29 protein-coding genes are annotated in these 25,544 nt (G+C 71.7%); 15 read left to right on the top strand and 14 right to left on the bottom strand.

Features of this window, described 5'->3' with window-relative positions; all coding sequences use genetic code 11:
- Positions 1-106: 106 nt before the first annotated feature.
- Positions 107-559, top strand: a complete 453-nt coding sequence (locus tag ACTOQ1_RS13160; protein ID WP_362845710.1) for an Lrp/AsnC family transcriptional regulator — start codon at positions 107-109, stop codon at positions 557-559.
- A gap of 84 nt (positions 560-643) precedes the next feature.
- Here the strand turns inward: ACTOQ1_RS13160 and ACTOQ1_RS13155 are convergent, their stop codons facing one another.
- Positions 644-1,114, bottom strand: coding sequence for a DUF2000 domain-containing protein (locus tag ACTOQ1_RS13155; protein ID WP_440066934.1), 471 nt, complete (start codon positions 1,112-1,114; stop codon positions 644-646).
- 113 nt (positions 1,115-1,227) lie between these two features.
- Between ACTOQ1_RS13155 and ACTOQ1_RS13150 the strand changes: the two genes are divergently transcribed.
- On the top strand, positions 1,228-1,719 hold the full coding sequence (locus tag ACTOQ1_RS13150) for an Lrp/AsnC family transcriptional regulator (protein ID WP_362682891.1): 492 nt from the start codon (positions 1,228-1,230) through the stop codon (positions 1,717-1,719).
- Between the two features lie 170 nt (positions 1,720-1,889).
- A complete protein-coding gene (locus tag ACTOQ1_RS13145) occupies positions 1,890-2,300 on the top strand; it encodes a hypothetical protein (RefSeq protein WP_440066932.1) in 411 nt (136 codons plus the stop codon).
- A gap of 97 nt (positions 2,301-2,397) precedes the next feature.
- Here ACTOQ1_RS13145 and ACTOQ1_RS13140 read toward each other — a convergent pair whose 3' ends face one another.
- Together ACTOQ1_RS13140 and ACTOQ1_RS13135 are read right to left on the bottom strand one after the other, a co-directional pair.
- Positions 2,398-3,060: a response regulator gene (locus ACTOQ1_RS13140; protein ID WP_440066930.1), complete on the bottom strand. Its 663-nt coding sequence runs from the start codon at positions 3,058-3,060 to the stop codon at positions 2,398-2,400.
- Positions 3,057-4,184, bottom strand: a complete 1,128-nt coding sequence (locus tag ACTOQ1_RS13135) for a sensor histidine kinase (RefSeq protein ID WP_440066928.1) — start codon at positions 4,182-4,184, stop codon at positions 3,057-3,059. Before ACTOQ1_RS13135 ends, ACTOQ1_RS13140 begins: the two co-directional genes overlap by 4 nt.
- A gap of 230 nt (positions 4,185-4,414) precedes the next feature.
- Here ACTOQ1_RS13135 and ACTOQ1_RS13130 point away from each other — a divergent pair, with 230 nt between their 5' ends.
- Both ACTOQ1_RS13130 and ACTOQ1_RS13125 read left to right on the top strand, forming a co-directional pair.
- Positions 4,415-4,837 (top strand): DUF6223 family protein, encoded by a 423-nt coding sequence (locus tag ACTOQ1_RS13130; protein ID WP_440066926.1) that lies wholly within the window; start codon positions 4,415-4,417, stop codon positions 4,835-4,837.
- A complete protein-coding gene (locus ACTOQ1_RS13125) occupies positions 4,834-5,028 on the top strand; it encodes a hypothetical protein (protein ID WP_440066925.1) in 195 nt (64 codons plus the stop codon). Before ACTOQ1_RS13130 ends, ACTOQ1_RS13125 begins: the two co-directional genes overlap by 4 nt.
- Before the next feature lie 30 nt (positions 5,029-5,058).
- On the opposite strand, the gene ACTOQ1_RS13120 is transcribed toward ACTOQ1_RS13125, so the two are convergent.
- The 3 genes from ACTOQ1_RS13120 to ACTOQ1_RS13110 form a co-directional block, all read right to left on the bottom strand.
- Positions 5,059-6,201 carry an AI-2E family transporter gene (locus tag ACTOQ1_RS13120; protein WP_440066923.1) on the bottom strand — a complete coding sequence of 381 codons (1,143 nt, stop codon included), beginning with the start codon at positions 6,199-6,201 and terminating at the stop codon, positions 5,059-5,061.
- A 461-nt stretch (positions 6,202-6,662) separates the two neighbouring features.
- Positions 6,663-8,054, bottom strand: coding sequence for an acyl-CoA thioester hydrolase/BAAT C-terminal domain-containing protein (locus ACTOQ1_RS13115; RefSeq protein ID WP_440066921.1), 1,392 nt, complete (start codon positions 8,052-8,054; stop codon positions 6,663-6,665).
- A gap of 434 nt (positions 8,055-8,488) precedes the next feature.
- Positions 8,489-9,142, bottom strand: coding sequence for a class I SAM-dependent methyltransferase (locus ACTOQ1_RS13110; RefSeq protein WP_440066919.1), 654 nt, complete (start codon positions 9,140-9,142; stop codon positions 8,489-8,491).
- A 37-nt stretch (positions 9,143-9,179) separates the two neighbouring features.
- Between ACTOQ1_RS13110 and ACTOQ1_RS13105 the strand changes: the two genes are divergently transcribed.
- Complete coding sequence (locus tag ACTOQ1_RS13105; RefSeq protein ID WP_440066916.1) at positions 9,180-9,605, top strand: MerR family transcriptional regulator; 426 nt, start codon at positions 9,180-9,182, stop codon at positions 9,603-9,605.
- Between the two features lie 83 nt (positions 9,606-9,688).
- Here ACTOQ1_RS13105 and ACTOQ1_RS13100 read toward each other — a convergent pair whose 3' ends face one another.
- From ACTOQ1_RS13100 to ACTOQ1_RS13090, 3 genes are all read right to left on the bottom strand, one after another.
- Positions 9,689-10,504, bottom strand: a complete 816-nt coding sequence (locus tag ACTOQ1_RS13100) for an isocitrate lyase/PEP mutase family protein (protein ID WP_440066915.1) — start codon at positions 10,502-10,504, stop codon at positions 9,689-9,691.
- Positions 10,501-11,403, bottom strand: coding sequence for a hypothetical protein (locus ACTOQ1_RS13095; protein WP_440066913.1), 903 nt, complete (start codon positions 11,401-11,403; stop codon positions 10,501-10,503). The genes ACTOQ1_RS13100 and ACTOQ1_RS13095 overlap by 4 nt, the downstream gene beginning before the upstream one ends.
- A 212-nt stretch (positions 11,404-11,615) precedes the next feature.
- Positions 11,616-12,320: a CTP synthase C-terminal region-related (seleno)protein gene (locus ACTOQ1_RS13090; RefSeq protein ID WP_440066911.1), complete on the bottom strand. Its 705-nt coding sequence runs from the start codon at positions 12,318-12,320 to the stop codon at positions 11,616-11,618.
- Positions 12,321-12,397: 77 nt separating this feature from the next.
- Here ACTOQ1_RS13090 and ACTOQ1_RS13085 point away from each other — a divergent pair, with 77 nt between their 5' ends.
- On the top strand, positions 12,398-13,294 hold the full coding sequence (locus ACTOQ1_RS13085; RefSeq protein WP_440066909.1) for a LysR family transcriptional regulator: 897 nt from the start codon (positions 12,398-12,400) through the stop codon (positions 13,292-13,294).
- Here ACTOQ1_RS13085 and ACTOQ1_RS13080 read toward each other — a convergent pair.
- On the bottom strand, positions 13,237-14,592 hold the full coding sequence (locus tag ACTOQ1_RS13080; protein WP_440066907.1) for a serine hydrolase domain-containing protein: 1,356 nt from the start codon (positions 14,590-14,592) through the stop codon (positions 13,237-13,239). The two genes, ACTOQ1_RS13085 and ACTOQ1_RS13080, sit on opposite strands and share 58 nt — an antisense overlap.
- A gap of 507 nt (positions 14,593-15,099) precedes the next feature.
- Between ACTOQ1_RS13080 and ACTOQ1_RS13075 the strand changes: the two genes are divergently transcribed.
- A complete protein-coding gene (locus tag ACTOQ1_RS13075) occupies positions 15,100-15,366 on the top strand; it encodes a GlsB/YeaQ/YmgE family stress response membrane protein (protein ID WP_440066905.1) in 267 nt (88 codons plus the stop codon).
- A gap of 391 nt (positions 15,367-15,757) precedes the next feature.
- Here ACTOQ1_RS13075 and ACTOQ1_RS13070 read toward each other — a convergent pair whose 3' ends face one another.
- The gene (locus ACTOQ1_RS13070; protein ID WP_440066903.1) at positions 15,758-16,231 is read right to left on the bottom strand and encodes a MarR family winged helix-turn-helix transcriptional regulator; all 474 of its coding nucleotides are present in this window, start codon (positions 16,229-16,231) and stop codon (positions 15,758-15,760) included.
- 98 nt (positions 16,232-16,329) lie between these two features.
- Here ACTOQ1_RS13070 and ACTOQ1_RS13065 point away from each other — a divergent pair, with 98 nt between their 5' ends.
- Positions 16,330-19,083 (top strand): helix-turn-helix transcriptional regulator, encoded by a 2,754-nt coding sequence (locus ACTOQ1_RS13065; RefSeq protein ID WP_440066902.1) that lies wholly within the window; start codon positions 16,330-16,332, stop codon positions 19,081-19,083.
- 39 nt (positions 19,084-19,122) lie between these two features.
- Positions 19,123-19,593, top strand: a complete 471-nt coding sequence (locus ACTOQ1_RS13060; protein ID WP_440066900.1) for an SRPBCC family protein — start codon at positions 19,123-19,125, stop codon at positions 19,591-19,593.
- A 168-nt stretch (positions 19,594-19,761) separates the two neighbouring features.
- On the opposite strand, the gene ACTOQ1_RS13055 is transcribed toward ACTOQ1_RS13060, so the two are convergent.
- Together ACTOQ1_RS13055 and ACTOQ1_RS13050 are read right to left on the bottom strand one after the other, a co-directional pair.
- Positions 19,762-20,124, bottom strand: coding sequence for a nuclear transport factor 2 family protein (locus ACTOQ1_RS13055; protein ID WP_440066898.1), 363 nt, complete (start codon positions 20,122-20,124; stop codon positions 19,762-19,764).
- Positions 20,125-20,126: 2 nt separating this feature from the next.
- Positions 20,127-20,438 (bottom strand): phenolic acid decarboxylase, encoded by a 312-nt coding sequence (locus tag ACTOQ1_RS13050; RefSeq protein WP_440066896.1) that lies wholly within the window; start codon positions 20,436-20,438, stop codon positions 20,127-20,129.
- A 163-nt stretch (positions 20,439-20,601) separates the two neighbouring features.
- Between ACTOQ1_RS13050 and ACTOQ1_RS13045 the strand changes: the two genes are divergently transcribed.
- The 4 genes from ACTOQ1_RS13045 to ACTOQ1_RS13030 all read left to right on the top strand — a co-directional run bounded on the left by ACTOQ1_RS13045 (position 20,602) and on the right by ACTOQ1_RS13030 (position 24,026).
- Positions 20,602-21,456 carry an alpha/beta fold hydrolase gene (locus ACTOQ1_RS13045; protein ID WP_440066895.1) on the top strand — a complete coding sequence of 285 codons (855 nt, stop codon included), beginning with the start codon at positions 20,602-20,604 and terminating at the stop codon, positions 21,454-21,456.
- 110 nt (positions 21,457-21,566) lie between these two features.
- On the top strand, positions 21,567-22,277 hold the full coding sequence (locus ACTOQ1_RS13040; RefSeq protein ID WP_440066893.1) for an alpha/beta fold hydrolase: 711 nt from the start codon (positions 21,567-21,569) through the stop codon (positions 22,275-22,277).
- Positions 22,278-22,381: 104 nt separating this feature from the next.
- The gene (locus ACTOQ1_RS13035; protein ID WP_440066891.1) at positions 22,382-23,377 is read left to right on the top strand and encodes a hypothetical protein; all 996 of its coding nucleotides are present in this window, start codon (positions 22,382-22,384) and stop codon (positions 23,375-23,377) included.
- Between the two features lies 1 nt (position 23,378).
- Positions 23,379-24,026, top strand: a complete 648-nt coding sequence (locus tag ACTOQ1_RS13030; protein WP_440066889.1) for a pyridoxamine 5'-phosphate oxidase family protein — start codon at positions 23,379-23,381, stop codon at positions 24,024-24,026.
- A gap of 73 nt (positions 24,027-24,099) precedes the next feature.
- On the opposite strand, the gene ACTOQ1_RS13025 is transcribed toward ACTOQ1_RS13030, so the two are convergent.
- Positions 24,100-24,723, bottom strand: a complete 624-nt coding sequence (locus tag ACTOQ1_RS13025) for a hypothetical protein (RefSeq protein WP_440066887.1) — start codon at positions 24,721-24,723, stop codon at positions 24,100-24,102.
- Between the two features lie 368 nt (positions 24,724-25,091).
- Here ACTOQ1_RS13025 and ACTOQ1_RS13020 point away from each other — a divergent pair, with 368 nt between their 5' ends.
- Positions 25,092-25,541, top strand: coding sequence for a helix-turn-helix transcriptional regulator (locus tag ACTOQ1_RS13020; RefSeq protein ID WP_440066885.1), 450 nt, complete (start codon positions 25,092-25,094; stop codon positions 25,539-25,541).
- The last annotated feature ends 3 nt before the right edge of the window (positions 25,542-25,544 follow it).

The raw sequence follows: 25,544 nt of genomic DNA, 5'->3' as shown, positions 1-25,544 counted from the left end.
TGGTCCCGTCGTCGGCGCTCCTGCGTTGCCGCAAGGTTATGCCAGGTAGAACAAAACTCGATGTCAAACTTTCCAAGGTTGGCCCCTCTCGTTAGCATCCGATGTCATGGATGTGACGGATCGCGCAATTCTCGGTCTCCTGCAGGTGGAGGGGCGGCTGAGCAACCTGGAGCTGGCCGAGCGGGTGCGGCTGACCCCCTCGCCGTGCCTGCGCCGGGTCCGCAACCTGGAGGAGACCGGAGTGATCACCGGCTACCGTGCCGTGATCGACCCGACGGCCGTGGGACGGGGCTTCCAGGTCGTCGCCTACGTCGAGCTGGAGGGCCAGGACGCCGAGACGGTCACCGCCTTCGAGGCCGCCGTCATGGAGATCGACGACGTGGTGGAGTGCCTGCGCATGTTCGGCCGCCCCGACTACGTGCTGCGGGTGGCGGTGCCCGACATGGACGCCTACAGCCAGCTCTGCCTGGAGAGGCTCGGCCGCCTGCCCGGTCTGGACAAGCTCACCTCACAGATCGCCATGAAGGCCCTCAAGCCCGGCGGCGTCCTGCCCCTGTGAACCGGCGCTTCCGGGAGCGGTCCTCTTGGGGCGGTCCTTTCCGGATCCGCGTCTTCCGGATCCGCGCCGCGCCTCTGCGTGCCGTCAGCGCAGCAGCGGGAGCTTGCCCGTGAGGCGCTCCACGGCCTGGCGCGGGCCCAGCAGGCTCACCGCGTAGTACGAGAGATCCTCGCCGCCGGCGCGGGCCAGCCCGGCCAGATACTCGTCGTAGACGTTGGTCCGCTGCGCGATGGCCGCCATGTCGGCGACGACCAGCTCCGCCTCCTCCGCCGCCTCGTTCCTGATCCGGCGGACGACGTCGGCGGGCGCGGCCAGCACCGTGCACCCGGTCCAGGGCAGCCCGGCGTGGGTGTGGCCCGAGGCGTCGGTGCCCGCCGACCCCAGGATCGCGGGCACCGCGTTGCCCACGGACGCGGCCAGGCAGGCGGCGGCGTTGGCCTGCAGGCCACGGGGCAGATCATGGTCGATCACGATCACCCATTTCGCCGGAAGCCGCCGGGTGGGCAGGTCGGTCCGGCGGTCCAGGGTGCCGATCCAGTCGGCCGATATGGTCATCCGTCTCCCTCTCTCCGAATTTCTGAGAGGACGTTCGCATCTGAAATGCAGGAATCACAACTCGATCTCATCGCTTCCGAAGAAAATTCGGAAATCTCTGGGAAGATGTGTGCGTGGACGAACTTGACACGGCCATCCTCGCCGAGCTCCAGCGCGACGGCCGCCAGACCAACCGCGAGCTGGCCGAGCGGCTCGGCATCGCGCCCTCGACCTGCCTGGAGCGGGTGCGGTCCCTGCGGAGCAGGGAGGTGATCGAGGGCTTCCACGCCGAGGTCAACCTCGCCGCCATCGGCCGCCCGGTCCAGGCGCTCATCAACGTCCGGCTGCACCCGAAGATCAGGGAGGCGGTCGAGGGCTTCCGCGACCATGTCGCCGCGCTTCCCGAGACCCTCGCGGTCTTCGTGGTGTCCGGCGGCGACGACTTCATCATCCAGGTGGCCGTACGCGACACCGGCCACCTGCGCGACTTCGTCCTCGACCACGTCTCCAGGCACCGCAACATCGCCGACGTACGCACCTCGCTGGTCTACGACCACATCCGCAAGACCTCCGTCGAGGTCCTGCCCCCCGAGCGGCCGAGCCCGCCGCGGACCCGCCGCCGCTGAGAGCGGGCCCGCCGCCGCCGAGAGCGGGTCCGCGCGTCCATCGCCGTGCCGGCCGCGAGGCCGGATACCTCTCATCCGATCACCGGCTTCGGCCGGCACACGTGGTGATCCTAAGATCGCTGGGAGGCCACCCCCCCACGATCGATGACCTGGTATCCGGAGGATCCGCCATGCGACTCCCTCGTTCCCTCTCCGGCTGGACGATGGCCGTCTTCGGCCTTCTCGCCGTGGCACTCGGCGTCGTCGGCCTGGTGTCGCCGGACACCATGCTCGCCCTCCTCGGCTTCGAGGTGCCGCAGACGCGTGACCCCGGCGACTACACGAAGGTGTACCTCGCCGCCTCCTCGATGGCCGCGGTGAACATGGGCGTCTACTACCTCCTGGCCGCCGCGGCCGACTACCGGCCCTTCTTCCTGTGGACGGTGCCGTTCCGCCTGCTGACGTTCACGGTCTTCACCCTCCTGGTGGTGACCGGCGCCGCCCCCGCCCGGTTCATCGGCGTCGGCATCTGGGAGGGGGTCGGCGCGGTGGTCACCGGGGCCGCGCTCTGGTGGGAGCGCAGGCGCCCGGACGCCGCCTGACGGCCCCGGCCCGGCGTTCGCGCGCGCCCGCACGCCGGGGTGCCCGGTCCCGGCGTCGTTCGCACGCCGGGATGCCCGGTCCCGGTGTCAGAGGACGTCAGGAGCCGCGCGGGACCACCAGGCCGGATTCGTAGGCGAGGACCACGAGCTGGGCGCGGTCGCGGGCGTGGAGCTTGGCCATGGCCCGGTTGATGTGGGTTTTCGCGGTCAGCGGACTGATCACCATGCGGTCCGCGATCTGGTCGTTGGACAGGCCCTGCGCGACCAGGGCGACGGCCTCGCGCTCGCGGTTGGTCAGTTCTTTCAGCCCCGTGCCGGTGCCGCTGTCGAGCGGCTGGTTGACGTACCTGTTGATGAGCCTGCGGGTGATCGACGGGGCGAGCAGGGCGTCGCCGCGCGCGGCGACGCGTACGGCGTGCAGGAAGTCCTCGGGCACGATGTCCTTGACGAGGAATCCGGCCGCGCCGGCGCGCAGCGCGTCGAAGACGTGTTCGTCGAGGCCGTAGTTGGTCAGGATGACGACGTGCACCCCGGCCAGGGCCGGGTCGGCGGCGATGCGCCGGGTCGCCTCGATGCCGTCGACGACCGGCATCTGGATGTCGATGAGAGCGATGTCGGGCAGGTGTTCCCTGGCCAGGGCCAGGCCCTCCAGCCCGTCGCCGGCCTCGGCCACCACCTCGATGTCGTCCTCGAGGTCGAGGAGCGCGCGGAATCCGCTGCGGATGAGCGGCTGGTCGTCGACCAGCAGGACACGGATCATGACGTTCGGTCCACGGGAAGTTCGGCCTGGACGGTGAAGCCGCCCTCGCCGCGCGGTGCCGCCCGCAGGCGACCGCCGAGGGCGGCGACGCGCTCGCGCATCCCGAGCAGCCCGACGCCGGGCACCGGGGCGGTGTCCGGCGTGGCCTTGCCGTCGTCGTCGATGCGGATCGCGAGGGTGTCGGGACGGTAGTCGATCCGGACCGACGCGGTGGCGGCGGCGGCATGCCGGGAGACGTTGGTGAGCGACTCCTGGACGATCCGGTAGACGGTCCGGCTCACCGCGGCCGGCACGTCGTGCCGTTGCCCTTCGATGGTCAGCGTCGCGTCCAGGCCGATGGTGCGGGCCCTTTCCAGCAGCTCCGGGATGTGGTCGAGCCCACGCGGCGGGGTCGTGTCGTCGTCGCGCAGCGCCTGCAGGGTCGCGCGCAGTTCCCGGGTCGCCTCACGTCCGGCCTCCTGGATCGCGAGCAGGGCCTCCGGCACCTGCTCGCCGCGCCTGCGGGCCACGTGGACGGCGACCTCGGCCTGCACCTTGATGATCGAGATCTGGTGGGTGAGCGAATCGTGCAGCTCCCGCGCGATGTGCAGCCGCTCCTCGTCGGCGCGGTGCCGCGCGGTCTCCTCCCGGGTGCGCTCGGCCTCGTCCGCCCGCCGCTCGGCCTGCCGCAGCGCCTCACCCGCGGCGCCGGCCGCGACCAGCCAGGCCAGCTCAAGGGCGCCTCGGGCCTGCGCGAGCGCCTCGCCCAGGTCGTGCGAGCCCGAGACCAGGGCCGCGAAGGGGAGCGCGGCCAGCACGATCACGCTCGCCACCACCGTGACGGTGCGGTGTCCCGCCCGTACGGCGGCGTACACCGCGAACAGGTACGCGACGGCGGGCACGTCGAAACCGGCGGCCTGGTAACCCACCGCGCACAGCCCGGTGACGGCCAGGACGGGAATCGGGGCCCGGCGGCGCGCGGCCAGCACCAGGCCGCCGGCCGCCAGCAGCGCGTAGCCGAGCAGGGCGAGGTCCGTGGCGGAGTGCCGCCCGGACAGCCCGGTGACCAGCAGCGTCGCCGCCACGCCGACGGCGATCGCCCAATCCTGGACATCGGCCCGGACACCGGACCGTCCTGTACTCATGCGCGAACCCTAGCCGGATGCCCGCGCGGGCGACTCCCGCCCACGGACGATCGGCAGGCTACCGCGCCCGCGGTAGCCTCGCGGCTCCTGCGGCGTCCGCGGCAGCCGGCTGCGGCACCGGCGGCAGCGCGAAGTGTCCGCGTCCGCCGGACGACCGGCGGCGGGTCCGGCGGACATGATCAGGCGATATCGAGTCGTAGCAGCCAGTCGTAGGAGAAAAGGAGCACCTCATGTCAGTCCGACGTGTGCTTGCCGTGGCCGGAGCCGCCCTGATCGGAGGTTTCCAGCTCGCCGTACCGGCGGTCGCGCACGCCTCGGTCCAGCTGGAGCCCGTCGGTGCCTACACCATGACCGCCGGGCGGCTCTGGTCCCTGGTGGGCGCGGGGGTGGGGCTGGTCGGCGTGGTCGCCGGCGGGCTGGCGCTGGCCCGCTCCACCGGCCGGATCGGCTCCGGCTCCGGGAGAAGGGGGGCCTTCGTGGCCCTGGCGGCGGGGCTGATCAGCGCGGTCATCGGCGGGATGATCGTGGCCGCCGCCGAGGGTGGCCCCGGCACCGGTTACGGGATAGTCGGAGGAGTCGTGGCCGTGGTGGTGGGGTTGATCGGCATGGCCCTCGGCGGGCTGGTGCTGGCCCGCTCCCGCCGCACCGGATGACCCGCGGGGGACGGCCCACCGGCCTCGCCCACATCGGCAGCGTGTACGTGGCCATGATGCGGGAACTCCCGCGCCGGAACAAGGCGTATCCGTGCTTCGCCACCCGCGACGAGCTCGCGGCCAACGTCGCCGCGCAGCGGGCCGCGAAGGTCCTGGGGGCCGAGGAGGTCGTACGACGCCTGCGGCGGTGATCGTGTCGTGGCGGGTGTTCCGGTGGGTGGTCAGGCCTGTGGCGCGTCCTGTGTTGCGGGTTCGGGGTTCGGGGTGGGGGTGGGGGGTGGGCTGGTTTCGGGGTGTGGGGGTGGGTCGCTGAGCTGGTCGCGTAGGTAGTTCCAGATGACGGCGATCAGGGCGGCGACGGGTACGGCGAGCAGGCTGCCCACGATGCCGGCGAGGTTGCCGCCGAGGGTGACGGCGAGGAGGATCACGGCGGCGTGCAGGCCCAGGCCGCGGCTTTGCACCATGGGCTGGAAGACGTTTCCCTCGAGTTGCTGGACGGCGATGATGATGGCGAGCACGATGAGGGCGTCGGTGGGGCCGTTGGAGACCAGGGTGATCAGGACGGCGACGAAGCCGGCGAACAGGGCGCCGATGATGGGGATGAAGGCCGCGACGAAGGTCAGGACGGCCAGGGGCAGGACGAGGGGGACGCCGACGATCCATAGGCCCAGGCCGATGAAGATGGCGTCGAGCAGGCCGACGAAGGCTTGGGAGCGGACGAAGGAGCCCAGGGTGTCCCAGCTGTGGGCGGCCACGGTGGGCAGGTCGGTGGCCAGGCGGCCGGGGAGCTGGCGGGTGAGCCAGGGCAGGAATCGTGGGCCGTCTTTGAGGAAGAAGAACATCAGGAACAGGGCCAGGACGGTGGTGACCAGGCCGTTGAGGATGGTGCCGACGCCGGTGACGGTGGCGGTGACGATGCTGCCGACGCTTGATTGGATGCGGGTGGCGGCGGTGTCGAGGGCGGTGCTGAGTTGGTCGGCGCCGATGTTGAGGGGTGGTCCGGCGGCCCAGTCGCGTAGGCGTTGGATGCCGTTGCCGACGCCGGTGGCCAGTTCGCCGGCTTGGGAGGCGACCGGGACGGCGATGAGGACCAGGGTGCCGGCGGCGAGGAGCAGGAACAGGGCGGTCACGGTGGAGGCGGCCAGGGTGGGGTGCCAGCCGTGTTGGCGCAGGAAGCGGGTGATGGGCCAGGTCAAGGTGGTGAGCAGCAGGGCGATGACCAGGGGCCAGATGATCGACCACATCTGGCCCAGGATCCACAGGGTGATCGCGGTCATCAGCACGACGAGCAGCATTTGCAGGGAGATCCGCGCCGAGGTGCGCAGCGCGGCGCGGGTCTTGGTGACGTTCAGCGGGGCAGGCACGAGATCACCTTAGACACAGCCGGGCCGGAGCGCGCCGGCACGGCGACCGTCACGACCGGGCGCGTCCGCGAGGACCTGGACGCCGACCGGCATGACCCCGCGATCACCACCGGGCATCCGCCACGCCCGCCGACCTCGAACTGGCCGCACGAACCCGAGCGGGCCAGCAGGGTCACCCGCTACGACGAAGCACCGGAATGCTACGAGGCCGCCCCCTACCTCCAAGGTTCGATCGTGTGGCTGAAGCTCCTCACCTCAACCACACGATCCGAACTCCGAACAGCTCCTAGATGGCTGGTGTTGAACGGCCACTCAGCGATCACGGTGGAGCGTCATACCTATGAAACGTTCATTGCGGAGGAAGATTCGGCCTCCAAGCGGAGTGTGCGCTCGCGATCCTCACCGTTCTTGACGCCTTGGTGGAGGTACCAAGGTTGCTCCGCGCTAAAAACACCGGCGACCTAGTGGGCCGCTACAGCGGCGGCGAGGAATTCGAGGGTTCGCTTCCACGCCTTACGGTTGGCGTTGTGGTCGGCTTCGGGCGTTCCGCCCAGTCCCAGATAGTTGTTGTAGGGCGCGGGCCCGAGATAGTGGTTGTAGGTGGTCGGCTGATTCGGCACCAGGATGATGTGCCCAGCGCCTTCGTAGCTGCGATGACGATAGGGGAAGCTGTAGGTCGTGCTCGCCTGCAGGCGCCCATTCGAGATGTTGGCCAGGGCGGTGGAGGGCCAGAGCTGGTCGTCCTCGCCCGAGATCAGGAGAATGGGGCCGTTCGTTTGTTCGACGGGTATCTCGGCGTTGGCGCTGTTCGGGTCGGCGGCCAAGGCGTCTTCGAAGTAGGGGCGAAGCGGGACGATCGCGCCGGTGCCCTCGTTGTCTTCCATGAGATCGATGAGGTCGTCCCTCGACAGGGACTCGTCGACGTAGGTCAGGGGCAGGCCTCCCAGCGTCCAGGAAGGCTCCACGACCGAGAGGTTGCTCGGCACGGAGGGCCAGACGACGCCGCTGGGAGAGATGGCGATGACCGCGTCGATGCTGTCGAACGTGGCACCGGCCAACAGGGCGAGTTCACCTCCGCGTGAGGCTCCGCTGAAGGCGACGAAGTCACTGACGCCGTCTTGGTCTTTGAGCCAGTCGACGGCGTTGCCGATGTATTCCAGCGGGATTTCGGTCAGCGTCGAGGGCAGTCCTGGGTAGTTGAAGTAAGCGAGCGCCAGCGTCGTGTAGCCGTGCGAGGCCAGGAGGGCGGCCCGGTTCTCACTCATCAGCCCCACGCCGCCGTCAGATCCGGTGACGTAGATGACAGCTGGATGGTCTTCTGTTCCATCCGCCCGGTACAGCACTCCCTTGACGCCGTCTTCGTCGATCACTTCACGGCTCACGCCGGGAGCGCTGAAGTGCTGCACGAAGGTCTTGGTCGCCACCGTGGAGCCGCCCACGGACGCGCTGAAGGTGAAGGTGGTAGGAGTGGCGCCGAACTTGTTGAACCCGAAGGTGGACTGCGTCTCTTCTCCCACGATGCGCATGGAGTAGAACAGGCCCATCTTCTGGGCGCCTGTGTAGCTTCCGCCGGTCAGCGGAGCATCGTGGGCGAGGTTGACTTCGCCGTTGGTGTCTGCGGTGAAGGTCGCTGACGACCTCCACAGGCGTGGGCCTCCAAGTGTGGGTGGGAGGTCGTCGGACATCTCTGCTTTGAGCGTGACAGTCGCGTTGGGCGCAAGTCCGGTGATCTTGGTGGTGAACACCTCGTCGGCCAGAGCGCTGGCGGGCATCCGGATCTCGGGCGGAGTGGCGGCCTGGGCCGGGGCGGCGACCAGTGTGCCGCCCATCAGCGCGACCAGGATGCTCAACATCGTTGTCTTGCGGGGTAACAATCGCACAAGTCTCTCCCATCATCTAGGCAAGGACTGACGGCGGGATCTTTCCTGTTGGCTCGGGGCCGGGCTGTACTCCTTTGCAAGATCCACCGCACAAGCGATACGCAGCGAATGAAAGCTTCGGTTCTTCTGGCGCGGAAAGAGTCGGTGAGGGGGCGGACCGAGTACGCCGGAAAGGGCTGATAGGGCTGGTCAGCCCGCACTGGAGCCCAGTACGTGATCGGTTGTGCTGCTCGATCGGCGGCAGGGGCTCCTGGGCGGTGTCCTGTGAGGTGAGCTCCGGCGTCGGCTCCGGGCGGATGCCGAACGGACCGGTTGGCGGTGCGCCCGGGTCCCGGATCCGGCTTACTTGGTCTGCCCCCCGATGAGCCGGATACCGGCGGAGAAGCCGGCCGGTGTGTTGGCTGCGGTCATGACGGCATGCCGGCCGGATTGTCGGCAAGCACACAGGCCACGGGCGGGTCGAGCTCAAGGGTCTCGACCCGGAGACGGGTGAAGCCGGCCTGGGTGAGCATGTCCTGAAGCTCCTGGGCGGCCCAGGCCGTGGTGTCGCGGGTGGCACCGGGGCAGCGGGGCTGGCTGACGAGCGCGATGCGTCCCGCCGGGCGGAGCAGGCGGCGCAGCTCGCGAAGCCGATCCACCGGGTCGGGCCAGAACCCTACGGAGTTGACGGCGAGGATGGCGTCGAGCGGATCGCCGAAACTCGGCAACCGCTCCACGGAGGCGTGCATGAGGTGCACGCGGTGGGCGCGGACGGCGGCGGCGTTGCGACGGGTGGCCTGGCGGACCATGGACTGCGAGTGGTCGACGCCGAAGACACGGCCCCGGGTGGCGCGGCGGGCGAACTCGGCGATGGCGACGCCGGGACCGAAGCCGATCTCGAGCACCCGGTCGGTGGGCCGCACGTCCAGCAACGACACCGCCCAGATGTTGCGCTGCCGGTTGGAGGAACGATGAGCGAACATCCAGCCGACCGCCCACCCGATGACGCCCCGGGGGTGGTGGGCCTGGCGAACCAGGCTTCTGAGCGCGCGTTGCCTGAGAGAGGTGCCTGCTGTCTGCATGATCGCAGTCAACGGCTTCAAGTACGCTTGAAGTCAAATGGATGAGCAGTTGACGATCGGTGAGCTGACGAGCCGCACGGGTGTCGCCACCTCCGCCCTGCGTTACTGGGAGGAGCTCGGCCTGCTCCCGGCACCGGCCCGGGTCTCAGGCCAACGGCGTTATCCGCCGTCGGCGGTCGAGCTGGTCGGTGTGGTGGTGTTGCTGCGAGATGTCGGTTTCACGTTGCGAGAGGTCAAAGCGTTCGTCGCGTCTCGTTCGCCGACCGGCGACGGCTGGCGGGAGCTGTGCCGACGCAAGCTCACCGAGCTGGACGAACGGATCGCCCGGACCCAGGTGGCACGTACCGCCATCGCCCATGGCCTGGCCTGCCCGCACGAGGACGTCTTCGAGTGCCCCAGCTTCACCGGCGGGGTCGCGGCGCTCCTGGCGGGGTCTTCCCTCGAAGAGGCTCATCCGCACTGACCTTCCGCCGAGACGGGCGGCCTCACCGCCGGCGTCACCGCCGGCGCGCGAGATCGTCACGGATGACGGCTCAGGACCGGGCGTCAGCGGCGACTCGTTCCAGGTCTGCCGTCGCCGGTGCGCGAGCCGTACCGGTGCAGCGCCTCGACCTGCTCGTAGGAGGGCACATCGCCGGTGAGCGGTTCGCCCTGGGCCACCGCCAGCGCCGTGGTGACGGCCGCGCGCAACGCCGCGCGAAACAGCAGCGACCCGTAACTGAGGCGGGCCACGCCCAGCTCGGCCAGCCGTCGCACCGGCACGCCGGGCTGGACGAGCACGTTCAGCGGCACCCCGGCCCCGCCCACCAGCGCCTCGATGTCCCGTTCGGCGCTCGCGCCCGGCACGAAGACCCCGTCGGCCCCCGCCCCCGCGTAAGCCCTGGCCCTTTCCAGCGCCAGCGCCCGGGCGTCGGGCAGGCCCAGCCAGAACGCGTCGGTACGCGCGTTGAGGAACACCTCCGGAACCCGCCGCTTGACCACCGCGACCAGTTCCGCCTGTGCCGGGACATCGGCCAGGCGGTCACCACGCCCGTCTTCCAGGTTGATCCCCGCCACTCCCAGTCCCGCCAGCTCCGCCACCAGATCGGCGACCTGTCCTGGCTCCTCGGCGAACCCCGCCTCGATGTCCACTGTCACCGGGATCCCCAGCCTCGTTGTCGTCCGGGCCAGCGTCAGCGTCTCCTCCCGCGTCGCCCGTCCGGCGTCCGGCTTGCCCGCCGCGGCGGCCACCCCCAGGCTCGTCGTCCCGATCGCGGCGAATCCCGCCTCCGCCAGGGCCGCCGCGGAGGCGTGATCCCACGCGCAGGGAAGCAGCAGCGGCTCGTCCGCGTGGTGCAGCGCCCTGAACCGCGCGAACGTCATCGGGTCACCGCCTCGATCGTCCCGACCGCCAGGGCCAGCGCGACCTGCCTGCCCGGGCAGGCGCGCGGTCCCGCTCCGAACGTCAGGAACTCCGGTTCGTCTCCCGCGCGCGCCAGGTCCGGGCCGCGGGGCGTCTCGGGATCCCGGCCGGCCGCCGCGACGTCGAGCACCACGGTCCTTCCGTCGCCGGGCGCCCTGCGGCGCAGTGTCCGGACCGGAGGATCGTGGCGCAGGGTCTGGTCCAGCAGTTCCCGCGCCGTCCACACCCCGGCCGTGCGCGGCTGCCCGCCCCCGGCCCCGGAGCCGGCTTCAGCTCCGGTCCCGGCTCCGGCCGCGGACCGTGCCGGTGCGGCGGCCAGGGCACCGCGGACCAGACCGGTCATCGGACCGTACGCCTGGGCGAGCAGTCCCGCCACCACGGCCAGCCGCTCCGGAGCCGGGTCGCCCAGCAGGCGCGAGAGCCGCACCAGCCCCGCGTCGGCCGCGGCGACATCCGTCTCATCGGGTCCGGCCCCAGATCCTGGCAGGTAGGCCGGGGCGATCGCCGCGACGGCCTCCACGGCCTCCGGCCCGTCCTCGGCCCGCACTCCCAGGGCGACGGCCAGCACCAGCACCGGAACCGGCTCCGGGGGACAGGGGTGACCGCCGGTGTCCCGCGAGGCGAGCCGGAACGCCTCGGCGCGCAGCGCGTCCGGGTCCAGCCCGGCCAGCACCGCCTCTCCCGCGGCCCTGCGCTCGGCGTGCAGGGCTCCCTCGGCGAAGCGGCCGACCGCTCCGCGCAGCCATGCCACGGTCAGCGCGAACGGCGGGCGCGGCACGGGTTCGACGGTGAAGCGGGGGTCGGCCAGCACGGCCCGTATCTCGGCGGGGCGGCTCAGGACCAGCGGATCGGATGTCATCGGTTCTCCCTCGGGTGGAGATCTCCCCCTTCGGCCGAAGGGGGAGGCGTGGGACCGCCACGCTCTCCGCCGGGGGCGCGCGGTGTGGCCCCCCGTGGCTCGGCGATGTTCGAAAGGCTAGGCACCGGACGCTTCGGCACCCGCCGAAGCGTCCGTGCGAGCCGTCCGTGCGAGCCGCGGCCGGTGGCGTTCCGCTCGGCGTTTCGCGGGGGTCACGCTCGCGCGGACGAGGCGGCGCGGGTGACGCAGGCCGAGGCGAAGGCGGCGATGACCGGGTGCGGGCGGCTGCCGTCTCCGGCCAGTTCCGGCTGGAAGAGAGTGGCCAGGAAGAACGGATGGCCCGGCAGCTCCAGGACCCGTACCAGCCCCGCCTCGTCGTGGCCGGTGAAGCGCAGCCCGCCCGCCTCCAGTACGGGCACGTAGTCGGCGTTGAGCCCGAAGGCGCAGGAGTATCTCTCCACGGTCCTCTCGGCGCCGACGATCTTCTCGGCCAGCGATCCCGGCGTCAGCCGGACGGCGTCCTCGTGACCCGCCAGAGAGCACGCCAGTGGCAGCAACAGCAGGTCCTCGGCGCCGGGGTCGTTCTCGGCGTGCGCGACGGGCAGGCCCAGGACGTTGCGGGCGTACTCCAGCAGGGTGTGCTGGAAGCCCCCGCAGGTGCCCAGGAACGGGATGCCGTGCTCGCGGGCGGTGCGGGCGGCGTTCACCGCGCCGGCCTCGCTGCGGTACGGGCTGCCGGGCACCATCCAGACGCCGTCGAACCCCTCAAGGCCGGTGGCCTCGGTGGTGGGGACCCAGTAGGCGTCCAGCGCCAGCCCGTCGCGCTCGCGCAGCGCCTCCAGCAGTACGGGGATGCGGGCATGGGATCGGACGGACGGTGACTTGTCGCCCACCAGGGCGATCCTCGCGGTGCTCATGCCCCGATCCTGGTGCCGGCCACCGGGTAAGCGCCAACGATGATTCCTGGTGACTCGATAAGCGATACTGATGCACCGTGGATCCGCACCTGCTGCGCACGTTCGTCACCGTCGCCGACCGGCGGTCCTTCTCCGCCGCCGCCACCGAACTCGGCTACACCCAGTCGGCGGTCTCGCAGCAGATCGCCGCGCTGGAGGCCGACCTGGGGCTGGCGCTGCTGCACCGTCGCCCGGTGGAGCCCACCCGGGCGGGGGAGCGCCTGCTGGAACACGCCGGACCGCTGCTGCTGCGCCACCGGGCCGCCCGCGCGGACGTGCTGCGCGCCGCGGCGGGACCGGCGGGGCGGCCGGTGGTGGCCGCCTCCCCGCTGGCCTGCACCCCGGCGATCGTGCGGAGCCTGCCGCCGGGATGCGGGCTGCGCGCCGTCACCCGCGAGCGCGTCGCCGGGGAGGTCGCCTCGGGCGCGGCCGGTCTCGGCCTGGTCGACGGGATCGCCGCCCCCAGCGACCCGCTGCGGCTACCCGACGTGGGACCGCTGTCGGGCTTCGGGATCGCCGAGGAGGAACTGGTGGTGGTCCTGTCCGACGGCCACCCGCTCTCGCACCGGCGCGGCCTGGAGCTGACCGATCTGACCGACGCCCTGTGGCTGCGGGCGCCGGTCGCCGTACCGGTGGAGCGGCTGCGCGAGCTGGCCGGCGGGGGCGGGTTCCGCGCCGCGTTCCGCTACGACGGCGAGGACGTGCGCACGGTGCTGAACCTGGCCGCCGCCGGGCACGGGCTGGTCCTGCTGCCCGCCTCGGTGGTTGCCGAGACGGGCGCCGAGGTGCGGTGGGTGCCGTTGAGCTCGCCGCGCGTGGTGCACCGGGTGGAGGTCCTGTACGCCGAGGCCACCGGCCCGGCCGCCGCACTCGCCGCTCAGCTGCGCCAGCCGCCCTCGTCCACCCCGCCGGGCACCTCCGCCTCCGGGTCGTAGGGGGTGCGGGTGAAGATGAAGGTGTTGAGGTCCAGGTGGCTGGGCGTGCCGTCGGGCCTGCGGACCACCCGGAGGGTCTCGCCCGCGTAGTAGCCGTCCAGCCCCAGCCAGGTCCCGTCGGCCTGGGCGGTGAACCGCGAGGCCCGTCCCGTGCCGCCGATCGGGTTGAGGGAGACACCGCCCTCGGGCAGCAGCCGCAGCGCGTACGCGCTGGGTCCCCAGTACCACGGGCCGGTCAGTTCCAGCAGGCCCGCGGTGTCGGCGACGGGCTCCCACTCGGCGGGCAGGCGCGGCTCGTGCTCGTCGAGGATCGCCAGCAGGTCGGTCAGCAGGCTCCGGCTGACGCCCGCGGTGGAGTTGGCGGTGAACAGCACGCCGACCTTGTCGGACGGGTCGGCCCACACCGTGGCCAGGAAGCCCGGCATGGAGCCTGTGTGACCGGCCAGCCGGCGACCGCCCGCGCGGGCCAGCTGCAGGCCCAAGCCGTACCCGCCGGTCCAGGCGTCACCGTCGTCGACCGTGGCGGGCTCGCGCATCTCCGCCACGGTGTCCGGGGCGAGCACGCCCCCGGTGTCCCCGGCCACGAACGCCGCCCAGCGGGCGAGGTCGGCGGAGGTGGACCACAGCTGCCCGGCCGGGGCCATGGCGACCGCGTCGTGCTCGGGTTCGGGCAGCAGCACGTCCGCCCAGGGGTGCACGGCGTAGCCGGTGGCGTGCGGCGCGCGCGGCCGCGAGGTGGTGTCGCGCATGCCCAGGGGCAGCAGGATCTCCTCCTGCACGGCCTCGACCCAGCTCACACCGCGGTGGCGGGCCACCAGCTCGCCCAGCAGGGCGAAGCCCACGTTGGAGTAGTGGAAGCGGCGTCCCGGCCGGTGCTTGGCCGCCTCGGGGCCGAGCCCGGCGACGAGATCGGTAACCGGCATGCCCGGAGTCCGCTCCCACCACGGCCCCGGGGACTCGGCGCTCAGCCCCGAGGTGTGCGACAGCAACTGGGCGACGGTCACCTCGCCGACCCGGAGGTCGGGAATGTGCTTGCCGACCGGGTCGAGCAGGTCCACCTTGCCCTCGTCGCGCAGGCGCATCACCACGGCGGCGACCAGGCTCTTGGTGATCGAGCCGATGCGGTACTGGGTGACGGGTGTGGGGGCGATCCCCTCCACCCGGCCCCGCGCGCCGAACCAGGCGAGCTCTCCGTCGCGCACCACGGCGGCGGTCAGCGAGGGCAGGCGTCCCTGGGCCTGCTCCACCGCGATCCTGCGCAGCAGCGCGCGAGCCGTACTCTCCAGAACCGGGGACATCACATGGCTCCTCATCCGACACTAAACCCAACGCGAAAAGTGTCCCCAGGTTAGTGCCGTCCGGGCCGGGAGAGCATCGGCGGCGACCCGGCGGGGGTGGGTGAGGGCCGGCCACCGGGTCGCCCGGGTGATCGCCGCGTACCGGCGGTGGCGGCGTCCGTCCGCCGGGACCGGCGGCTCCACACGTCGCCGGAGCCCGCTTGAGCGAGATCATCCGGGGGCCGGGCCGGTGCGATCGCACATCGCGCGGTGGCCCTGTCATCGACATACCTTGTCAGGACGTGTTCGGATGATCCATTTTCCGGAAAGGTGCTGGACAGGCGGTGAACTCCGCCCCGCGGACGCCTGCGCCGTGTTGGGCCGTTTCCGGGGGAGCGCACCCCGCGATCGGTTCGATCACCCGATAAAGGCAGGTCATCGGCGTATACGTGATGTCAAGATCATGTCAACAGGGACATCCTAGGCTCGCCGTCGACAGTTGAGACCTGCCCGAACAGGGAGATCACCATGATCACGTTCATTATCGGCGCCATCATCGTCGGTGCGATCACCGGCGGCATCGGCCGGTTGCTGATCCCGGGCCGCCAGGACATCGGGTGGGTTCCCACCATCCTCGCGGGCATCGTGGCCGCCCTCGCCGGCACCGCCATCGCCCACCTGCTGGGTTTCGCGGACAGGGCGTGGCTGACCTTCGTGGTGCAGATCGTCATGGCCGTCATCTGCGTGAGCGTCGTTTCCAACATGCAGGCCAAGAAGAGGGGTAGCAGGGCCTGAGCCTCACGGAACGCGGGCCTGGAGGCCCGCCTCCGAGCGTGGACGACGCGAGTCACCACACCGCACGAGGAGGGTTCCCGCCCTCACGGGGTCGTGGGATCTGCGAGGAGTCCGGAACCGATCGGCGCCGACCGGCGCGAGTCGGAACCGGACTCTCGGCGTATCCGCGCGGTGTCCGCCCAAGACGATCAGTGGACCAGGTCGCGGGCTCGTGGTCGGCCGCCTGCCGGGAAGGCGCCCTGGGCGAGGCGGGTGGCCACTTTGCAATTTAATCCACTTTAGTGATAGTAATTTTTTTGACTATATGACTGAGACGATCACGAGCATGTCGTCACGGACCTGTGGTCAGGTCTCGCCGATGCCGACCTCGGACTTTGTCACGGACCGCTGATCAGTCCTCGCCGACGGAGCGGAGGTGGCGGCGCTGGTGCTCGGTGATGTCGGTGAGCATGCGCTTGAACTCGTCGTAGCTCTCTTGCCCGAGGCGTCGCGCGTGCCGCTGCTGGATGGCGGTCATGATGGCGTCGGCGGCGCGCATCTGGGACAGGCCGCGTTCGGTGGGACAGATCAGCTTCGCCCGGCGGTCGCTTGGATCGGGCCGTCGCTCGACGTAACCCAGAGCCTCCAGCTCGTCGATCAGCACCCCGACGATCTGCTTGGACTGGCCCGACAGCCGCGACAGTTCGGTGGCCCGGACGCCGTCCGGGTCCAGGTACGCGAGCACGGCGCCGTGCCGGTGCCTGAGGTCGTCGAACCCCTGCCCGGCGAGCGTGACGAAGAGTTCGTGTTGCACCGCGAACAGGAGCCGTCCGGACAGCACGCCGAGGTCGGGGTCCGTCGCGTTGCGCTCCGCCCGGGTGACCATCCGCCGCACTCCTGTCCTGGCCGACCTTGCCTTCAAGACCTTATCGACCTGCTCGGACGGTACGTACCGAGCCCGCCGCTTTTCTGGAGGATCAGGCAGTGGAATTGATCGGCCGCGAAGAGGACGTCAGCTCGATCCGGGCTTTCTTCGACGGCGCCGGGGTGCGCGGCGGCGCGCTGCTCGTCGTCGGTGAGGCCGGAGTCGGCAAGACCGCGTTACTCGACGAGTTCGCGGCCGGCGAAGCGAAACGCGGCGTCCGCGTCCTGCGGGCCGCCGGCGTGCAGTTCGAGGCGGAGATCAACTACTCCACGCTCAACCAGCTGCTGTTCCCGCTCGGCGACGAGATGGCTTCGCTCGGTCCCGACCACCGCACCGCGCTGCGCTGCGCGCTCGGCTTCGAGGTCGGGCCGGTACCGGACCGGCTCGTCGTGGCTAACGCGGCGCTGCTGTGGCTGCGAGCCGTCGCGGCCGAGACGCCGATCCTGGTCCTCGTCGACGACCTGCACTGGGTGGACCGGGCCAGCGCGGAGGTGCTCGGCTTCGTCGCCCGCCGTCTGGTCGGCAGCCCGATCGTCTTCCTGGTGGCCTGCCGGTCGGGTGAGCGCGGCTTCTTCCGCGACAGCGGGCTGACCGAACTGGTCCTCTCGCCGCTGCCGGCTCCGGCGGCGCGAACCCTGGTGGACCGACGCTTCCCGGAGCTCGCGCCGGCGGTGCGGCGGCGGCTGCTCACCGAGGCCGCGGGTAACCCGCTGGCGCTGCTGGAACTGCCGTCCGCGCTGGACGGCGACCAGCGAGCGGACTTCACCACGTTGCCCGACGTCCTGCCGCTGTCCGAGCGGCTGCAGGCGATGTACACCGCCCGGGTGCGCGGCCTGCCGGAGCGGTGCCGGCTGATGATGCTGCTCGGCGCGCTCGGCGGCACCACCGGCCTGGCCCGCCTGCGGACGGCCGGCGGCGCCGCCTGCGACCTCGACGACCTGGCCCCGGCGGAGGAGGACCGGCTGGTGCGGCTGAACGCGCACCGGCTGACGTTCCGGCACCCGCTGGTCGGGGCGGCGGTGGTCGAGGCGTCCACGGAACGGGAACGGCGCTGGGCGCACGGCGCGCTCGCGGAGGTCGTCGACGCACCGGAGCGTCGCGTCCGGCACCTCGCCGAGTCGGCGGTGGGGCCCGACGAGGAGATCGCCGCCCAGCTCGAGGCCACGGCGCAGGTCCTGCTTCGGCAGGGCGACGCGCTCGCCGCGGTCACCACGCTGACCCGGGCCGCGGAGCTCAGCCCCGAACCGGCCGGCCGGAGCCGACGGCTCGCCGCTGCGGCCTACATCGGCGCGGACGCCGGCGGGGAACTGGTGACCGCGAGCCGGCTGCTGGGCGACGCGCGGCGGGGCGGATCCCTGGAGACCCACTCGCTGCCCGCGGCGGCCGCGACCGCGCACCTGCTGATCAACTCCGACGGAGACGTGACCACCGCGCATCGGCTGCTGGCCGGCGCGATCGAGGCCGGCGACCACGGCTTCGCCGCGGCTGACGCCGACCTCGTCGAGGCCCTGCTCAACCTGCTGCTGATCAGCTGGTACGTGGGCACCGAACAGGCCTGGCACACCTTCCACGACCTGGTCGGCCGGTTGACGCCGGAACCGCCGCCGCTGCTGCGGGTGAACGCGGCCGTGTTCTCCGACCCCGCGCGGGCCACCGCTGACGACGTCGCCGCCCTCGACGCGCTGATCGACACCGTCGGCACCGGCGAGGACCCCACCCGCCTCATCCGCATCGGCACCGCCGCGGTCTTCGCCGACCGCCTTCCCCGGCTGCGCGGCCCGGAACGGCATCTCGCCCGGACGCGCCGGGACGGCAAGGGGCCGGCCCGCCGCCACCTCGGCGCACTCATGCACCTGGGCCTCGACGGCTTCGCCGCGGGCCGCTGGGACGAGGCGCGGAAGATGGCCGACGAGGGCCTCGCCGTCTGCGCCGAACACGGGTTCCGCTTCTTCCACTGGTACTTCCACTACGTTCACGCGCTCGTGGCGGCGGGGTCCGGAGAGGTCGAGGCGGCCCGGCGGCTGACCGACGAGATGAACCGGTGGGCCATCGCCCACCAGGCCACCGGGGTCACGTACTTCGCGGCGCAGGCCCGGGCGCTCGCCGAGATCGGCGCGGGCGAGCACGAGGCGGCCTACCAGAACGCGGCGCGGGTCAGCCCGCCGGGCCGGCTCGCGCCCTACCGGCCGACCGCGCTGTGGGCCGGCCTGGACCTCGTCGAAGCCGGCCTGCACACCGGGCGCCGGGCCGAGGCGGCGGCGCACGCGGTCGCGCTGAGCGAGGCGGGCCTGGGCGCGTTGTCGCCGCGTCTGTGCCTGCTGAGCACCGCGGCGGCCGCCTTGACGGCGGACGACGAGACGGTACGTGACCTGTTCGAGGCGGCGCTGTCCGTACGGGATCCGGAGCAGTGGCCCTTCGACGTGGCCCGGGTACGCCTGGCCTACGGCGAACGCCTGCGCCGGCTGCGCGACACCGGCGCGGCCCGTGAGCAGCTCGCCCTGGCGCACGAGGCCCTGGCGGCGCTGGGCGCCGTTCCGTGGCGGGACCGTGCCGCCAACGAGCTGCGGGCGACAGGGCTGACCCGGCGTTCGGGCCCGGACGCCCGGTCGCCGTTGACGCCGCAGGAGCGTGAGATCGCCGAGCTGGCGGGCGCCGGACTGACCAACAAGCAGATCGGGCAGAAGCTCTTCATCTCGCACCGGACGGTCAGCGACCACCTGTACAAGATTTTTCCCAAGCTGGGCATCACGTCGCGGGCCGCGCTCCGGGACGCGCTCAACGCCCATGACCGGTCGGACAAGACAGTCATGTGACGGGTGCTGGGCGCGGCGGCGCGCGCGACCCTGGAAGGCATGAGCGCAGAACCGAACCCCGGCGTCCACTGGCCCCCAGGCTGGGGCCCGGACCGCTGTGACAGCTTCGTCAGCCACGAACGCCGCGTGGCGGCCCCGGCCGCCGCCGTCTTCGCCCACCTGGTCGCCGTCGAGAGGTGGCCGAGCTGGCAGCGGGAGGTCGAGCGCACGGAGGTCTCCGGCGAGCTCGCCGTCGGCGGCCGCTTCGTGGTCGTGGCACCACCGCACATGCTGGACGGGATCGTCGGCGAGCTGGTCCGCCCGACCCGCTTCGGCTGGGCCGCGGTGAGCGACGAACTGAGCTTCTACCAGTCGTGGCTCCTGCTGGAGGAGCCGGACGGCGGCACGCTGGCGATCTTCGAGGAGGCGTCCCGCGGACCGGCGGCGTTGTTGCGGGCGGCCGGACGGGCCGAGCTGGCGCGCAGCTGGGTGGACGCCCTGGCGCCGGTCGGGGGGGAGCGGCTCGGCTGAGTTCGTCGCGCCGTGTGCCGGTGACCGGGTGGCCCGGTCGCCGGCTTTCGGCGTGCCACCAGGTGACCGGCACCACGGTGACCTGTGCGGGCACCTCGCGCCGTCGACCGCGCTCACGCCTTGAGGGGCCCGAACGGATGTCCGAGCCCCTCATTCGCGCGTCATGCCTCACACCATCGCGTTGCCGCTGACCGTCCTGTCCGCGGGGACGTACGGTTGCACCACGTCCCAGTGCTCGACGATGCGGCCGTTCTCGAAGCGGAAGATGTCCACGATCGCCGCGTCCCCCTCCGGGATCCAGCCGCTCACCCGGCTGTGCGCGATCACGTGGTCGCCGTCCTCGAAGATGCGTTCCGGGTTCCAGCTGAAGCCTTCGAGCGACGGCACCGCCGCGCGCAGCCCGTCGAGGCCGTTGGGCAGGTTCGGGCTGTGCTGCACGTACGGCTCGGCCCAGTAGCGATCCAGCGCCGTCACGTCCTTGTCCTCGAACAGCTCGCGCATGGCGGTGCGGAGGATCTCCTTGTTCGACATCGTCAGACCTCCGTGAAAGTGCCGGCCAGGCGGTAGAGCCGCCCGTCGAGGGTCACGGTCGAATGCACGACGGAGTGCTCCAGGTCCTCCACGTGGACCACGGTCGCACCGGTGGCCTCCTGCCAGGAGACCAGGTAGACCCGCGGGCGGATCTCGACGATCTCCACCTCGACGGTCTCGGTGTGACCGTCGGCCACCATCGCGGCGCCCGACGCGACCACGAAGGTCATCTTCGAATCCGTGTCGTAGGGCAGCTTCACCTTCAGCCGGCCGAGGTCGGCGGCGAATGTCCGGCCGACGAGTTCTGGGGTCATGGCCTTGCTCCTTGCTGTGCGTCGCGTTCATGGTGACGAGAACCATCGTCGCGACGAGGCCGCCGGGCAACGCCTGTCAGATGACTGTGACCGTGACGGTCACCGGCTGCCGGTATCGTCCGGTGGCGTATTCGCGGATCGCGCGTTTTCGGAGGTGAGGGCCATGGTGGACACGCCGGTCGTCCTGCTGCACGGCTTCTACCACGGAGCATGGGCGTGGACCGAGGTGATCGCCGAGCTGGCCGCGCGCGGGCGTGCGGCGGTCGCGGTCGACATGGCGGCGCACGGGCTCCACGCCGTGCCGCCGGCCGCGGCGGGCCGTCGCCCGTTCGACCCGGTCCTCTTCGCCGCCGAACCGTCCCCGGTGGCGAAGGTGGGACTCGACGCCGCCGCCGACCTGCTGATCGCCCAGCTGAAGCGGGTGGGCGGCGGGAAACCGGTTTCCGTGGTCGCGCACAGCATGGGCGGCGCGGTGCTGAGCAGGGCGGCGGAACGGGCACCCGCGCTCGTGGCGCACATGGTGTACCTGGCGGCGTACATGCCGGCCTCGGACACGCCGTGCCTCGCCTACCCGTCGTTGCCGGAGGGAAGTGACAACCGGTTCATGCGGTTGCTGGTCGGCGATCCGGGAAGCACCGGCGCGCTGCGGATCGACCCCCGCAGCCCCGATCCCGCGATCCGGGCGGCCATCCGTGAGGCGTTCCACGGTGACGTCGACGAGGCGAAGGCGGCGGCCGCGACGGCTCTGCTGAGCTGCGACGCGCCGTTGGCCATGGTGGTGGAGAGCACCGCGCTCACCGAGGCGGGCTGGGGTTCGCTTCCCCGGACGTACGTCGTGTGCACCGAGGACCGCACCATTCCGGCGCCGTTGCAGCGGCTCTTCGTCGCGCAGGCCGACGCGGCGTTCCCGGCGAACCCCACCGGCGTCGTCGAACTCGCCGCCTCGCACTCGGCTTTCCTGTCCGTTCCCGGCCGCGTCGCCGAGATCATCGCGGAGCTGCCGCCGTCGCGGGGATGACTGGCCGGCGGTGACCGTCTGGACGACGGTCATCTGACAGGTGCTGTCCACGGGCGTCCTGCCGACCATGGTTTCCGTCAGCACGAACGAGAGACCTTTCGGAGGAAGCCATGACCACGAACAAGAAGCCGACCATCGTCCTGGTGCACGGGGCGTTCGCGGAGTCGGGCGGCTGGGGCCCGGTCGCCGAGCGGCTGCGGGCCGCCGGGCACCAGGTCATCGCGGCGCCCAACCCGCTGCGCTCGGTGGCTCACGACGCGGCGCAGGTGCGTGCGCTGGTGGACACCATCGAGGGCCCGGTCGTCCTGGTCGGGCACTCCTACGGCGGGATGGTGATCAGCAAGGCCGCCGCCGGGGCCGAGAACGTCTCCGCCCTGGTCTACATCGCGGCGTTCGCTCCGGAGGCGGGCGAGAGCGGGGCGAGCCTGGCCGGGAAGTTCCCCGGCAGCACCCTTGCCGAGACGCTGCGGCCGGTGCCGCTGCCGGACGGCAACCAGGACATGTACGTCGCGCAGGAGCTCTACCGAAACCAGTTCGCGGCCGACGTGCCCGAGGAGACGACGCGGGTGATGGCCGCGACCCAGCGGCCGATCACCGCCGCCGCGCTGAACGAAGCCGCCGAGGGCCCGCAGGCGTGGACGGAGCTGCCCGGCTTCTTCCTGATCGCCGAGGCGGACAGGAACATCCCGGCCGCCGCGCACCACTTCATGGCCGAGCGCGCCGGCGGCGAGGTCGTCAGCATCGCGGGCGCCTCCCACGCGGTGTTCGCCTCCCACCCGGACGAGGTCGCCGGCCTCGTCCTGCGGGCCGCCAACGTCTGAGCGCCACCCGGAGACCACCACCTCACCCGACACGGCACCGCCGCCACCGGCGGTGCCGTCGGCCCGGTCCGCGTCACCCGCGGCCGCCGCCCCCGGAGGACATCATGACCAGCACCCTCATCCATCGCCACGCACCGGCCGAAGCGCCCGCCCCCCGACCGGCGCCGGAGAGGCTTCCGCTGACCACGCTCGCCATCGGCTTCGGCCTCGCCGGTCTCGCCGAGGCGTGGAGCAAGGCCGGCCCGGCGCTCGCCCTGCCACGCGCGGTTCCGCAGGTGTTCTGGGCTGTGGCGGCGATCGCCTGGGTCTGGCTGCTCGCCGCGCACCTCGTCCGGGGCGCCCGAAGCGGGCAACGCCTGAGCAGTCAGCTCCGGCATCCGGCGCAGGGGCCCCTCGCGGCGCTGGCCCCGGTCACCGCGATGCTGCTCGCCGCCGACCTCTTCACCTTCTCGCCCGGCGCCGGGCGGGCGCTGTTCCTGCTCGCTCTGATCGTCTCGGCGCTCCTCGCGGCCTGGTTGTTCGGCTCGTGGTTCGAGGGGCGCCTCGATCTCGACGCCGTGCATCCCGGCTACCTGCTGCCGACCGTCGCGCCGGGGCTGGTCGGTGCCGACGTGGCTCACACACTCGGCCATGGCGGCCTCGCGTGGGCGCTGTTCGGCGTCGGGACCTTCTTCGCCGTCGTCATGACGGCGATCGTCGTCCTGCGCCTGATGTTCCGCGCCGCCCTCCCGGACGCGCTGCTGCCCAGCGTCGCGATCCTGCCGGCCCCGCCGGCGGTCGCGGGCCTGGCCTGGTTCTCCCTGAACGGGCATGCCGCGGACCCCGTCGCCCAGGCGATCGCCGGCCTCGGCGTGCTGCTCCTGCTGGTGCAGGCCGCCATGCTGCCGCGCTACCGGAGGCTCCGCTTCTCCCTCGGCTTCTGGTCGTTCACGTTCCCGTCGGCCGCCGCGGTGGCGCTGGCCGGGGAGTGGCTCCAGCTCGCCCGGCCCCCCGGGTGGCAGGTGATCACCGGTGTCCTCGTGGCCGTTCTCACCGCCTTCGTCGCGGTCATCGCCGGCCACTCCCTGCGGCTGGTCGCCCGCCGTCCGGGGAGGGCGTGACATGCCGCACCGCTATCTGGCCGAGCTGACCACGCCGTCGGTCGAGGCCGCTCAGAAGGAGTACGGCAGCCACAGCGCCATGCGGCGCATGATGGCAGGCCGGCACGCCGACGGCGTGCTCGGCGAGGAGGAAGCCGAGTTCATCGGCGAGCGTGACGGGTTCTACCTCGGTACCGTCGGCGAGACCGGGTGGCCCTACGTCCAGTATCGCGGGGGTCCACCCGGTTTCCTGAGGGTGCTCGGCACCGAGAACGGCGCGAGCGTGCTCGGCTGGGCCGACTTCCGCGGCAACCGGCAGTACGTCTCTGCGGGCAACCTCAAGGCGTCGAATCGTGTCTCGCTGTTCCTCATGGACTACGCCCACCGGCAACGGCTGAAGATCCTGGGCGAGGCCCGTACCGTCGACGCCCGCGAGGAAGGGGCCGCCCGGCTCCTGGAACAGGTCGCCCTGCCCGGTTACCGCGCGAACGTCGAGCGGGTCATCACCGTGCGGGTGATCGGCTACGACTGGAACTGCCCCCAGCACATCACCCCGCGCTGGACGCAGGCCGAGCTGAAGCCCGCGCTGGAACTGCTCCAGAAGGAGGTCGAAGACCTGCGCGAGGAGAACCGCCGCCTGCGGGAACGACTCGTCACCCCGAAGGACTGAAATGCCGGGCAGGAGATCGCGCTCGCGGCGGAGCGGCTCGCCACTCCGCCGCCGGCCGGCCGGGGTCGCGTCCTCAGCGACGGACGAGCTCGCGTCCGAGATCCTCACGGAGGTGCACCTCGATGAACACCCGCAGGTATCGATCGCCTGCCAGGTCGTCGAAGGCGGCGGCCAGGGACGGGTCAGGCCCGTCGGTCAGGTGGACGATGCGCCAGAGGTTGAGCGGGTCGTCCTCCGGACCGGTCACGGAGTGTTCGACATGGAAGACCGGCTGCCCGGTCCCGGCGGTGAGGACGCGGCCGTCGGGCGCCTCGAAGCGCTCGGCGCCGATGAAGAACGCGCGCCGGTCCCGGTGATCGAGACGGACGTGCTCGATGACCGTCGTGTACCGGTCAGGGTGGGCCCACAGCCGCTGTACCGACACCCTGGTGAAGTCCTCGAACCGGCCGTGGCGCACGCTCGGGAACTTCTCGGCGCTGCCTGCTCTCACGGCCGTCGGGATGTACTTGTCCGGTGCCGCGGCCTTGCGGACCTCCATGTCCCACAGCTGCGCGCCGGTGTAGGCGAACGGTGGCCGCGTGTCGTAGCGGTCGCGCAGCACGTCGTTCACCCGTATCGGTGGCAGCTCCACCGACGTGGTGCCCGGCGCCTGCCACGCCTGCTCGAAGATCGATTCGTGGTCGAGCGTCTCGGTCATGTCTTCCCCTGGCCGCAACTAGTAAAAATTTAGGATAGTCAATATTTATGACTAATGTTCGCCAGTGTACGGCCGTGAGACGTGTGCGCCGACCGCGAGACCGAGCCTGCCGAGTTCAAGCGGCGCCGAGAGCGTGAGGGACCTCGTCGCGGTCATCATCGGGCACCCGCCGGCGTCCGGGACCTTGCCCGCTTTCACTCTTCGCCGCGACAGGCGCGCGGCTCACGGCGCGCCCGGTGACGGTCGCGGCGGCGCCGTGATCACCTCCGGCTTCGCGCACGACGCATCGGGACCCGAGGCGACGTCGTCGCTCGGAGAAACCGATCGCGAGGTTACCGGGCGATTGCGGGGGACATACGATTGTGCGGGTGACCAGCAGACCCGTCCCGGCGCAGCGCCTTCGTGACCTCGCACGGCTGCGCCGCGTCCGCGATCGGATCGACCGGGAGTACGCGCAGCCGCTGGACGTCGAGGCGCTCGCCCGCGGCGCGCACATGTCGGCCGGGCACCTCAGCCGCGAGTTCCGGCTAGCCTACGGAGAGTCGCCGTACGGCTACCTCATGACGCGGCGCATCGAGCGCGCGATGGCGCTGCTGCGCCGTGGCGACCTCAGCGTCACCGAGGTCTGTTTCGCGGTCGGCTGCTCGTCGCTGGGCACCTTCAGCACCCGCTTCACCGAACTGGTCGGCATGCCGCCCAGCACCTACCGGCGCCAGGCGGCGCGCGCGACGGCGGGGATGCCGCCGTGCGTGGCGAAACGGGTGACCAGACCCGTCAGGAATCGAGAAGCGCCGGCCCCCGCGCCGCGCCTAACGTGATCG

It is taken from the genome of Streptosporangium sp. OZ121, from assembly GCF_051918885.1.
In the GTDB taxonomy this organism is placed as follows: Bacteria; Actinomycetota; Actinomycetes; order Streptosporangiales; family Streptosporangiaceae; genus Streptosporangium.
This window is presented reverse-complemented; position numbering and strand designations above follow the sequence as displayed.